Source organism: Paenibacillus hemerocallicola, from assembly GCF_006265175.1.
In the GTDB taxonomy this organism is placed as follows: domain Bacteria; phylum Bacillota; class Bacilli; order Paenibacillales; family NBRC-103111; genus Paenibacillus_AB; species Paenibacillus_AB hemerocallicola.
In genome coordinates, this window is sequence record NZ_VDCQ01000003.1 from 104,991 (window position 1) to 118,003 (window position 13,013).

The 13,013-nt window shown below is 50.0% G+C and carries 5 protein-coding genes and 1 pseudogene; all 6 read left to right on the forward strand.

The annotated features are described in order from the left end of the window. Window positions 1-303: 303 nt before the first annotated feature. Window positions 304-1,620: pseudogene (locus FE784_RS42755) on the forward strand (alpha-mannosidase); the annotation flags it as partial. Between the two features lie 168 nt (window positions 1,621-1,788). Beyond that, on the forward strand, window positions 1,789-3,021 hold the full coding sequence (locus tag FE784_RS42760; RefSeq protein WP_425465527.1) for a glycoside hydrolase family 38 C-terminal domain-containing protein: 1,233 nt from the start codon (window positions 1,789-1,791) through the stop codon (window positions 3,019-3,021). A gap of 36 nt (window positions 3,022-3,057) precedes the next feature. Beyond that, window positions 3,058-4,551 (forward strand): sulfatase, encoded by a 1,494-nt coding sequence (locus FE784_RS03160; protein ID WP_139600666.1) that lies wholly within the window; start codon window positions 3,058-3,060, stop codon window positions 4,549-4,551. A 17-nt stretch (window positions 4,552-4,568) separates the two neighbouring features. Further along, window positions 4,569-6,311: a prenyltransferase/squalene oxidase repeat-containing protein gene (locus FE784_RS03165; protein WP_139600667.1), complete on the forward strand. Its 1,743-nt coding sequence runs from the start codon at window positions 4,569-4,571 to the stop codon at window positions 6,309-6,311. A gap of 2 nt (window positions 6,312-6,313) precedes the next feature. Next, a complete protein-coding gene (locus FE784_RS03170; RefSeq protein WP_139600668.1) occupies window positions 6,314-10,252 on the forward strand; it encodes a fibronectin type III domain-containing protein in 3,939 nt (1,312 codons plus the stop codon). A gap of 279 nt (window positions 10,253-10,531) precedes the next feature. Beyond that, window positions 10,532-12,823 (forward strand): glycosyl hydrolase family 28-related protein, encoded by a 2,292-nt coding sequence (locus FE784_RS03175; protein WP_139600669.1) that lies wholly within the window; start codon window positions 10,532-10,534, stop codon window positions 12,821-12,823. The last annotated feature ends 190 nt before the right edge of the window (window positions 12,824-13,013 follow it).

The following is a 13,013-nucleotide window of genomic DNA, read 5'->3' on the forward strand; positions in this document are numbered from 1 at the left end:
TGGAAGGGAAGGGATCGCTATATATGGCTGGCTGCCGACTTTGACCTGCCGGCGGCATGGCGCGGCAAAAAAGTATTGGGTCTTTTCGATTTCGGACGCACGGGAGGAGGAAACAACAGCGGATTTGAATCGCTGCTGTTTCTGAACGGGAAGCCGTATCAAGGAGTCGACTCGAATCACAGGGAAGTATTTCTGCCATCCGACATCGCCGAGCCGACAGTACGCCTCCGATTCCGTTTGTGGTCGGGCTTGAACGGTTACGAGGCTGCGGCAGACATCGAGCATCGGCTAGTCTTGGCCAAGATGTGCTGGCTCGACGAGGCGGCCGACGATTTATACTACACGAGCAGGGCGATTCTGGAAACAATCTCGACCTTCGATGCCAATCGTCCGGAGCGGGAAGATTTGCTCGGCTTGCTGGATCGCGCGTTTCTAGGCATCGATTGGTCCGATCCGCGTTCAAACGACTTTTATGCTTCACTGGCCATAGCGCGTGAGACGCTCGATCATGGTCTTTCCAGTTTACATAAGATACATTCTGTAAACATAACTTGCGTTGGCCATACCCATATCGACGTTGCTTGGCTGTGGAGACTTAAACACACGAGAGAGAAAGCCACCCGGTCCTTCTCTACGGTGTTGCGGCTGATGGAGCAATATCCCGAATATAGGTTTCTGCAAACCCAGCCTCAGCTATACGAATATATGAAACAGGATTATCCGCAAATCTATGAAACTATTCGCCAGCGTGTGAAGGAAGGACGTTGGGAGCCGGGAGGCGCCATGTGGCTGGAAGCGGACTGCAATCTGCCTTCCGGGGAATCGTTGGTTCGCCAGATCGTGTACGGCACCCGATTTATCAAATCCGAATTCGGCCTGGAATGCAACTACTTATGGCTGCCGGATGTTTTCGGATATTGCTGGGCATTGCCTCAAATATTGCGCAAATCGGGTATTGAAGCGTTCATGACGACCAAGATCAGCTGGAACCAGTACAATCGAATGCCCCACGACACCTTTCTATGGAGGGGGATCGACGGTTCGGAGATCGTGTCCCATTTCATTACGACACCGAATAATAAGCAAGACGAGGAATCGTTTTTGTATACCTACAACGGGGACATCACGCCTCATTCCGTACAAGGGATTTGGAACGGATACCAGGATAAAGCATTAAACCGGAATTTGCTGCTCGCATACGGATATGGCGATGGCGGGGGCGGCCCCAATCGTGAAATGCTGGAAATGCGCCGCCGAATCGAACGAATGCCGGGCTTGCCGAATGTTGCGACAGGACGGGCGGATGACTATTTCGCCAAGCTTGCGGAAGAAATGAATACCCACGATCGCTACGTTCCCGTCTGGGACGGGGAAATCTATTTGGAAACTCATCGCGGGACGTATACGAGTCAGGCATACAACAAGCGAATGAACAGGCGTCTGGAGTTTCTTTATCGCGATACGGAATGGATCAACATCATGCACTGCATATGGAAATCTGCATGGAACGAATATCCGGACCGGGATTTGCTGGCGGGTTGGAAAATCATATTGAGAAATCAATTTCACGATATTATTCCCGGCTCGTCCATCAGAGAGGTGTATGAGGACAGCCGCAAGGAGTACGCGGAAGCATGGGAGCTAGGGAGCCGGCTATGGAATGAAGCCGCAAGCTCGCTGATTTCCATCAAAGAAACGAGACGGGACAGTGAGGCAAGAGCCTATGCGCTATTCAACAATGCGAACTGGAAACGCTCGGACCTGGTGCGCATTCCGGCGGACGACGGCATGGACCGGGGATTATGGCGCGACGCCGCGGGACTGCGAATGGCCGCGCAACGGACCGGCGACAGCTGGTGGGTGCGCGTAACCGACCTGCCTTCGATGGGAGCGGCCAATATATCTTTTCATCCTACGGAGGAACTCATAGAACCGGGATATGGTGAGGGAGAACGGACGAGCGTCGTATCCGGCTGCATCCGATACGATAACGGGATGCTGGATACGCCGTTTTATCATATCGAATGGAACGAGAAAGGAGCGCTTACGGCCATATATGACAAGCGGTCGCGACGAAACGTATTGGCGCCCGGGGCCGAAGGCAACGTATTGCAGGTATTCGAGGATAAGCCGAAAGGACGGCATGAAGCTTGGGATATCGATATTTTTTACAGCCAGAAAATGCGTATCGTAAACGAGCTTGTCTCGGTACGGCCCGTTGAATCCGGTCCATTGCGCTTCGTTGTCCGTTTTCATTGGAAGTACGGCCATTCCGTCATCCTACAGGACATGATCGTATATGCAGACATTCCCCGAATCGATTTTCATACGCAAGCGGATTGGCACGAACGCAGGCAATTGCTGAAGGTCGCCTTCCCGGTCGATATCCGGGCAACCGAAGCTACGTATGACGTGCAATTCGGCAATGTCAAGCGGCCGACGCATTGGAATACGAGCTGGGACTATGCGCGATTCGAGACGGTAGGACACCAATGGGCCGATTTGAGCGAGCACGGCTATGGCGTCAGTCTGTTGAACGATTGCAAATACGGGTACGACATCAAGGATAACGTCATGAGACTGTCGCTTATCAAATCGGCCATGGTTCCGGACGAGCAAGCCGATGTCGGACCGCATGAATTTACTTATTCGCTGCTGGCGCATCGCGGCGACTGGCGAACCGCCGGTACAGTGAAGGAAGCTTGGGCGTTGAACAACCCGATTGCCGCAGTCCCGGGCGAGCTGGCCAAGCCTGCGTCCTCCCTGTTCAGCATCGATGCCGATCATGTCATGATCGATGCGGTGAAGAAGGCGGAAGAAAGCGATGCCGTCATTATCCGCCTCCACGAATACATGGGGGCTCGCGGAACGATAACGATAACGAGTGATTTCGAGATCAGCGCTTGGCAAGAAACCGACCTGCTGGAACGGTCAATAGGCGATTTGTCCACGGAAGGCAAAATTCGGCTCGAGATTCGGCCGTATGAAATTAAAACAGTGGCGATTGTAATCGTGAAGTAGTTCGAAACCGTTAACAAAAGACTGGAGAGATGGCTCTTGAAAGCGATCTTGGTTTTGTTCGATTCCCTTAACCGTCATATGCTTGAGCCTTATGGCTGCGACTGGGTGCATACCCCGAATTTCAAACGGCTGTCCGAGCGCACGGTCAGATTCACCCGGAGCTATGTCGGCAGTATGCCATGCATGCCTGCCCGCAGAGATTTGCACACGGGCAGACTGAACTTTCTGCACAACAGTTGGGGCCCTTTGGAACCGTTTGACCGTTCGGTGCCTGAACTGCTGAGCCGGGCGGGGACGTATACCCATCTTGTCAGCGATCATTACCATTACTGGGAGGCGGGCGGAGCTACCTATCACACGAAATACGACTCTTGGGAATTCAGCCGGGGACAGGAAGGCGATCCTTGGAAGGGGGAGGTGAAGGATCCGGTTCTGACCGGGCACTCGGACCGGTTTAACGGTCATGCGCTGCGACGGCTTCGACAAGACCGGATCAACCGAACCTACATGCAGAAGGAAGAAGACCACTCGCAATCGCGAACATTTCGAGACGGGATCGAATTTATCGATACGAACCATTCGGAGGACAATTGGTTTTTGCAAATCGAGGCTTTCGACCCGCATGAGCCGTTTTTCGCGCCGGAGTCATACAAAAAACTGTATTCCCATGTTTACGAAGGACCCGATTTCGACTGGGTGCGACCGGGACCCGTAACGGAAACGCCGGATCAGGTGAACCATTTGCGGCATGAATATGCGGCTTTGGTCAGTATGTGCGACGCCCAATTGGGCCGGGTAATGGATCGAATGGACCAGTACGGCATGTGGGAGGACACGATGCTGATTGTCGCCACGGATCACGGGTACTTGCTCAGCGAGCACGATTATTGGGGCAAGAACGTGATGCCGCTATACGCCGAATTGTCCAACACTCCCCTGTTTATTTGGGATCCGCGTACCCGACAGGCAGGCCGCACCTGCGACGCTCTCGTGCAATGGATCGATCTGGCGCCGACCTTGCTGGGCTATTTCGGCGTTTCCGTACCGTCCACCATGCTCGGGCACGACCTGGTTCCGGTCTACGGTTCGGATGAAACAAAGAGGGATGCGATTTTGTTCGGTTACCACGGCGCTCACGTCAACTGCACGGACGGGCGTTATGTATATATGCGGGCTCCCGTTCGCGCGGATAATACACCGCTGTACGATTACACCTTGATGCCGTCCCATATGAATGCCATGTATACGGTCGAGGAGCTGCGGCACATCGAATTGGCGGAACCGTTTTCCTTTACCCAAGGCTGCCGAACGATGAAGATCGCGGCAAGCAATGCCATACAGAGCCATACGATGGGTACGCTGCTGTTCGATCTGCAGACGGACCCCGGACAGCTGTATCCGTTGTCGGACGAGCGGATCGAGCAGCATATGCGGCAGTTGATGATCAGGCTCATGCAACAGAACGATGCGCCGCCGGAGCAATACGAGCGTTTGGGATTGGTTCCGGATTCCATCGTCCGAACAAATTGAACATGGAGGCGAAGTCGATGTTAACCCAAAAGGATTTGGTCCGGGACCTGGAAAATAGATGGGATACCTTAAAAGCTTTCGTGATCGGCGACCCGGAGAGCCATTGGTACGGGACATTAGACCCCGCGACCGGCAAGCAGCAAGACATCATCAATCTTGCCGCCTGCCTTTACTGTCATTCCGAATCAAGATGGTACAAAAAACCGGCCATGCTCGAAGTATTGGAAAAAGCGATAAACTATTTGCTGCGCAGCCAACTTCCGAGCGGGTGTATCTCTTTGGAGAACTGCAATATCGACTCGCCGCCCGATACGGCCTTTACCGTGCATGTCGTATCGCTCGTATACAAATTGGTGCGGCATGTGAAATTTCAGGAGCTAGTTCCTGCAGAGCGTCAGATCGAACTGTTTTTGCGTCGGTCGATCGATGGTTTGCTGCATGGAGGATTCCATACCCCCAATCACAGGTGGGTCTTATGCGGAGCGCTCGCTTTGCTATACGAACTATTTGATGACAAACGCTTGAAGGACAGAGCCTTTCAGTTTTTGAACGAGGGCTTCGACATTACCCCGGACGGCGAATGGACCGAACGAAGCAATGGGACTTACAATCCGATTTGCGATTTGTTGCTGTACCATGCAGGAACCGCATTCGGGCATGAACAAGCATTTGCGGCGATTCGCAGCAATCTGAATATGATGCGTTATTTGCTGCACCCGGACAATAGCGTGGCGACCGAATATTCGAGCAGGGGCGATCGGGATCAGGTCGTCTATTTGAATGGCATGTACAACGCTATATACAGATTGATGGCCAATCGCGACAAGAACGAGACCTTCCATCGTATGGCGGCTATTGCAAGCGAAACGGTTTCATCGGTTGATCCGATTTTGCTGCTGTACTGGATGCTATACCCCGCCGACATGGAATTGAACGAATCCGTAGGTCCGTTAGCGGACAAATATACCGTATTATTGCATGACAACCATTCCGTTGACGTTCCGATGTCCATTAACAATACTGGCCGGCAGGAACCCGATTTGCATGGCGCTTCCATTCTTCGGCATCGAAGAGGCAAGCTGAGCGTAACCTTGATGGCCGGACAACAACATTTTATGTATATCCAGTACGGCAAGACGAGAATGGTTGCCGCCAAATTGGCGCTGGGTTGGTTTGGAATCGGAAGCGTTTCGTTTCCTGCCATTCGACGAACGGGCGAGAACGAATACGAGCTGCATGTCGAGCCGATTGGATCTTACGGGGGGATACTTACCGAAGAACAGCTGCTCGCTAACGCCGGAAATCTCTCGCATGTACCGTATCAGCTTCGGGAGAAAACCAATGTATTGGTGTTGCCGATCCGCATGAAGATCACGATAGCGGAGTCGGCGATCCGATTGGAGGTGTCGACAGACGCCATTCCTCATTTATTCGCCCAGATGTTGTTTGCGTTCGATTCCAAGGGAGAGATAGAAGGGAGCGGACTGCGTCAGGCGACTCCGCAATTCTATCATCTGACCGAAGGGGAAGCGACTTACAGGTGCGGACCGGATCGTCTGGTTGTTTCGCCGGGCATGAACGAGCATCGATTCGAGACGATGCGCAACGACAAGCAGATAGAGGGAGCGATTGCATTAGGCATCAATTGCGTAACGCCTTTAAACAAGACATTTCAGATTTCTTGGGGCGAGGACGGTACGGAAGAGATCCTGCTCACGGAAGGCGCGAATATGCCGAACAACGAGGGGGTTGGAATATAACCATGAAGTTCGAACAGAAGAAGAGCATACGATTTGAAAATGATTATACGTTCCATATAAAGGACAGTTTGAAACATAAGCTCTTTTGGTGGCCGGAGACTTTATTGACCTACCCTCTGGACTTTGGCGAAGATCAGGTTTTAGCGGACGATCTTGCCCTATATGACTCGCGAACAAACGAGCAGGTTCCTTTTCAGCTCTCTAATCTTAAGGAGGATAGCTCGGGCAGACTGTTGTCCTCCGACCTAAGCTTTTTAACAGACCTGGGCTCGGGGGAAGAACGGAGTTTCGTGCTAAAAAAAACTGCTCCGAACAAATTTGAAAACCCTATAAACATAGTAAAAACCGAAAACGGCTTATGGATCGATAACGGTATCTTCTCGGCGCGGATTCCTCTCTCGCAAATTTATCCTGTACAAATTCCCGGACCTATTATGCAAATCAGCGCTAACGGAATGAAATACGGCAATTCTCAAATAGAAACAGGAAAATTGCGGATTTTGGAAATCGTTACGGAATGTCGCGAGCATGGACCTATTTTCGCTGAATATACAGTCAAGTATGTGTTTGACGGCGGAAAAACTTACGAGGCTATTCTGAAGTTTGTTAAAAATATGGAGTTTATCGAATTTACTGAAACTATCGAAAATATTTCGGTAAACGATGACGCCTCATTCAAAATATATTGGTCGGGGCTCGCTCCGACACATAGGCATGCTCCCAATAATCCTCCCGTAATGGAGGGCGATTGCGAAACCAAGTATGAAGACTTTAATTGGTGCAAAATAGATGAAGAAAACGTAGGCGGATATAATCATCCTGTCGGCATGTGGTCGAATAGGGCGGATGGTCAAATTCCGTTCAGACTTTCTTTATATGAGCCTCAAGCGGCCGTTGTTAAAGTGAATTCCGCCGCATTCTGGAATGAAACGTCCGGACAATCGATCGGAGCTTTTATAGTAGACGAATCCAAATGGGATAACAGGAGGTACGATTTATTTTGTTCCTGGGACGGCTTTGCCGTAACTTTCTTCTATAAAAACGGCTTGATGTGGTGGAATTATCCAATCATCAGCGGAACCAGAACAACGGCAATAGCCGTATACGAGCATAGGAAGGACAAACAATATTTTGATCGGGTAAGACCCGAGCGGGAGCCGGAAACAAAATACTTGGCCGGCGGCACGAGGGCAAGCCTTCACAGCTCAAGCTACTGCATGTTTTTGCAGAACAGGTACAGTCTTCTCTCCTTAAACACGATCAAAGACTACGTTCTCGACTATCCGGAAGTCTCAAAACGTTGCATTGTCATTTTCGATGAATGCCCTTATAAAGACTATGAGAGTTTTGAAGATTTTTTAATGAATTATATACTTATAAGCAAGCTTCCGACCCATGGACAAAGAGAAAATGCAGGTTTCCATTCTGTCCCGTATAGAAGAATGACAGGTTTTGCCGCGGCTTATAACCGATTCAAAGATCAAATGCCATACGAAAATAGAAAACGAATAGAAGCTATGCTGCTGCTATTGACATACTTGGCGGCAAGCGAGCATGTCGTACCGCTAATTCATATGCTCGGGGGGCCGCCCAACTTGCAGGGAGATGTGCGGAGAACGTTAGGATATATCGCGACGCTCTTCCCGGAGCACCCGGAAGCAGGGAAGTGGAAGGAAATTTTCGCTAAGTTCGTTGAAACCTCGCTCAGACTGTATACCAGGCCGGATTTGAAAGGACTCCGATTGGAGGGTGGCAGATGGGCTGAAAATATAGGCACCTACACGTGGGCATTTTTAATCCCGGCACTTAAAACGGCCATGTTGGTGGAAGAGCATGGCGAATTTAGGAATGTTTTTGCCAGCAAGCATTCCGCACTGCTTGGCAAGTGGCTGGTTCATTGCATGACGGCCCCTTTTCAAGGAGAAAATGAAAAATCCGTCAAGCTTACGAGCGAAGACGGACATCATTGGGGGTGCTTTGCCGAGGGAATGGGGCCTCATCGGGTCTATTTGCCGATAGGAGCGCACGCTGCAAGAAGAACTACTCCCTCCTCCATGAGAGATTTTGCAAAACATCTCGAACGATACGATCCAATCCTCGCAGAACATATACATTATGTCTGTTCCGACTTGCCAGATGATTTTGAATCCAGGAAAAAAGAACAGTCGAAGGGAATCGCCGATCAGGATCGACTGAAGAAAGGTACTCGTCCGGATTTTAAAACTACCGCTTTCACCGGGTTCGGCATCATGTTGCGAAATGGCGTCTATACGCCTGAGGAAGTATCCGTATTTTTGCAGCAAATAGATGAAGGTCCGAACTACAGATGGGGTACTGCCGGAGCCGGCGGCAATGGGAACATTTACTACTATGCCGACGGAAAAGCATATAGTCACAACGGCAAGGAGGACGCAGGAGATAGAAAAATTAATGACTGCGAAGTAGGCTGCAATTTTGGAGTTTGGAAAAACAATAAGTATACGTCAATCGGACAAAATGTGATTATGAATGCGTATCATGCTCTTGGAACTTTCCAGTATACGTCCATTGAATCGGAAAAGGACGACAAATCATATTCCTATCCCGAATATTTGGAAAGAAATGTACTGCTTTCCGGAACGGATTATATTTCCATTTACGATAAAGCGGGTACTCCCGCCATAAGAAACAGATTCGTCTGGAGCGTATCCAGCTTCGATCAAATGCCCTCTATTCATATGATTTCCGATTTCGAATACACGAGCAAGCTTACTACGGGAAATAAGACGGGCAGTATCGACTCCGTCTGGTATGAAGGGAAAGGAAACGGTTTTGCAATCGTTAGCCATAGGGACGATTTGCGAGTAGAAAAACGCAGCTATGGCGCTATCGTCGCTTCGCCAGAATTCAAGGATACGCTTTTTCGAAGCAATAGGAAACTCAAGGGCGAATTCGACGGCGTCCAATTCGAAGGAACCGCAGGGGCGATAAGAGAATACCGCACTGGAGATTACGAGATTGCGCTTATTCACGGATACAGTCTCAACGCCAAGGGCATAACTCTTCGATCGGAAAATGGCAAAACGGGGATAAGCCTTAGTCGGACGCAAGCCGGAGAATGGAAAGGGTATATTTCCAGTCTGCATGAAGATCGAATAGCCGTAACATGCGAGGGAAATAAGGACGCACGCCTGTATATGGACTCGATTCCGTGTAAGCCGGATGGAGATGGAATGTACGAAATATCAAGCGGAGAGTACACGTTGGAACTGTTGCATAGCAGCGATATGCCGATTCCTGCGAAACCTGTCATTACGAATATTGTTCAAGGAAACGGGATTTGCGAAGTCGATTTTCATGCCGTGGCCGGAGCGGACTGCTATCAGATTCAAATAAGCCAGGATTTCGGCGAGACATGGAATACCGTAATCGAAACAAAGGAAGTCCGATGCCTCGTTGAAGGATTGGTTAATGACGTTAAATATTTCGTTAGAGTTTGTGGCAAGAATGATAGCAAGAGCGGTCCGTATTCCCATGAGTATCCCGTCTATCCGTCAAATGAAAAGCCATTATCGCCGGAAGGACTGGATGTCATCATTAAGGGTGACGACCTGTATTTCTCATGGGGCAAGGTACTAGGTGCCGGAAGCTATCGGTTATATAAAAAGGACAGTAATGGCGGTACCCAAACCGTATATTCGGGAGATGAATCCGGCTTTGCTTGCAAAAGAGCTTGCGACGGAGCGATAAGCAGCTATGCCGTGTCGGCTGTAAATCTTTGCGGAGAAGGGGAACCGAGTCCCTTTGAGATTAATGACGACCCGGCTTCTTTAAGAAATTACAAGCCGCTAATCGATAGTTACTTTAATAGAAACTCATTGTACGGACATCACCCTTTTAAACTGCAGAACACGCATAAATATAGGGAAGTCCCCTCCTCTTATCCGGAGAGCACCATTTAATGAGTACCATAAAATTCCGACGTCAAAATCGATCATAGTAAGTCTAGTACGTCAGATTAATTTGAAAAGATGAATGAAAGGATGGCCGGCGGGCTCCGATTGCGGAGTCCGCTTTCTGTTTTGCGCGATTCGGTATATCTTTCGGAAGTGGCCTGGCATCATGAAGCAATTTTATAGCCAAATAGTGAATCTCGCTATCAGATCTATATAGGCATCCAAAAGAAATACGTCCTATAATCAATTCAAATATAGAAATCGCTTTCAAGGGAGGAATGAAAAGTGAACAACCAATCGGACGGCAATCCGGACCGAACCGAACAGGAGCAGTATACGGAGAAACCATCATCCACGGAAAAGGAGGGGGCTGCAAAGCTCAGCCGGCGCAAGCTGCTTGCTTCTCTCGGAATTACTGGAGCTGCCGTAGCATCTGGAGGTTTAATCCACACTTTGAACGGAAGCGCTTCCGTCCTCAATTCCGTTTACGGAAATCCCGATACTGTCGGAGCGGACGAAGTCTCTTATCAGTACGCGGCCAACTTGACGGAACGCACGGTAGGCGCAAAATTACGGGAGTCTATGTCCGTTCTTGACTTTGGGGCAGCAGGCGACGGCATTGCCAATGATGCTCCGGCGATTCAAAGCGCGATTGATCATGCGGCCGGGAATGGAGGGGGCGTTATCTTTTTTCCAAAAGGTTCGTATCGCTTGGCAGTCCAGGTGAAGCTCCCTTCCAACATTACGCTTCAAGCCGAACCCGGAACGGTAAAAATAATCATGAACGGAACGACACTGAAAGTCCCGTTCATCACGGCGGTTCATTGCAAGACGGATCATTTCTTGTTTGCGACGAATATCCATCTGTACGGTCTCGATTTTATCAATGAGGCCAATCTGGTCGCAGGAATTCATTATGTGACCTACTGTGCCTGGTACAGCATCAACGTCAGAAACGTATCGATGAGGAGATGTACGTCTCACAACATGGGGCTGCAATATATGACCCATGCTGTCAGGCAATGGGGAACTTACAATCAGGCCCTTGCGAGCAACACCGACCCGAATATCGATCCGGCCGTGTCGGCGGGTTTATCTGCGACCGGCGGAGACTTGAACAAGGACTTTCTGTTTGCGGACAATCGGACTTATACACAGGATGGAGCGCTCGTGCAAATGTTCCGCTACGAGTTTTGCGAGAAAGGGCTTATCCATGCAAACGACTCCGTTCGGGGATCGATCAGCGGCTGGGGCGGCGCCGCCGGGAAGGTGGAGGGTGGCAATCTGCAGCACTATCGCCGGTGCCGCCACGTGAATCGTACCCAGAATCGGCTGTATGAGCCGAATGCGCTCTACATTATCAATGGTTACATGTGCAACGATACCGGGAATTACGTCGAGCGGGGCATCGATCTGGGCATTGACTACGAAGGCTGCTTTTACTGTACGGCGGAGCATAATACCGTGAAAAACTCGGGTAACGGCTCGCTGGCCATCTTCTACGCATCCGTCGGCAATAAATTTATCGGAAATACTTGCATAGAGGACGGATCGGCACAGAACATCAACGATCTGTTTCAACTGGGAACGAAATGGGACCCGAGCAGCGGCAATTATTTGTTCGTCAACAAAGGGTCGGGATTTACGAATATCGCGGGTACGGATGAATGCGTGTTCATCGGCAACGAATTTATTTGGTTGGGGGAAACCGGAGCGGGCATTGTCGATATCGGCGATTTTTCACACTACGCGTTGCGCGACAATAAGTTTACGAATGTCGTCATCGATATGAATTTTAACAATTCGGGAAACAGTCTGCTGTCCCATAATGAATTCCATATTACCCGGGATGTAAGGAAGAGCATTATCGACATAGGAGACTTGTCGGGTGCCGTTGCTCAATGGACCACCATCGAATATAACGATTTTTATATCAAAGCGCAGCAATCGAGTGGAACGAGTGCGATCAACTTATTTAACGACGCGGGTCAGCCCGTGAAAACATACGTGATTGGCAATCGAATCTATGATTTCAACAATTATATCGAATCCGACATCTCCTATGAAGGAGCGTCTGCGTCGGCGGCAGGCATACATATATTCGTAATCCGGGACAATTTGCTGAAAAATGTGCGTCATAAAAGCGCGAAGCTGGCCCGAGTTCTTTTGCAGCTATCGAATAATTACACCCTGCAAGGCAAGCCGTTCCCGGCCGGAGACGGCGCTCCGGTACTGACACAATTGGGCGACGGCGTTCAGATTGTGGCGGGAACCAAGTTTCCGTACGCGAATTTGGAAGGGAAGACGAAGGAAGGACTCATTGCGATAAACGACGGATTTTTGTTGGCCGATGTCCATGGGCGGCAGGCATCCGCCTCGTACCAGCCAGGGGATGTGGCGTGGGCTGCCGTGGGAGCGATAGATAAAGTGTATTTTTGCATCACGGGCGGCACGTCGAGCACCGGCAGCTTTCCCGGCAATGAAGGAAACGCCATACCGGATGGCTCGGTCGTATGGCGATATCTCGGACGCAGGCAAGTGTTATCCGAATACGGGATGATCGGAAATGAACAGTGAGATACAAAAATAGCGAAGAGCTCCGCGAGGGGCTTTTTTGTTTTCCTGACAGGCGTGCTGAAACGGGGTCAAAGACAGTCGATTTGCACAAGGCAGACGTCAACTGCATCCTCAGCAATAAATGCTTACTTTTTGCGATTGTGCTTTCATCCTCATTTTCATATAATGTTTTTCGTAGGCTTCAAACATG

Bases quoted from the DNA above. Each gene is read 5' to 3' on its own strand.
- FE784_RS42760 (WP_425465527.1), top strand. From the start codon at position 1,789: ATGGACCGGGGATTATGGCGCGACGCCGCGGGACTGCGAATGGCCGCG.
- FE784_RS03165 (WP_139600667.1), top strand. From the start codon at position 4,569: ATGTTAACCCAAAAGGATTTGGTCCGGGACCTGGAAAATAGATGGGAT.
- FE784_RS03170 (WP_139600668.1), top strand. From the start codon at position 6,314: ATGAAGTTCGAACAGAAGAAGAGCATACGATTTGAAAATGATTATACG.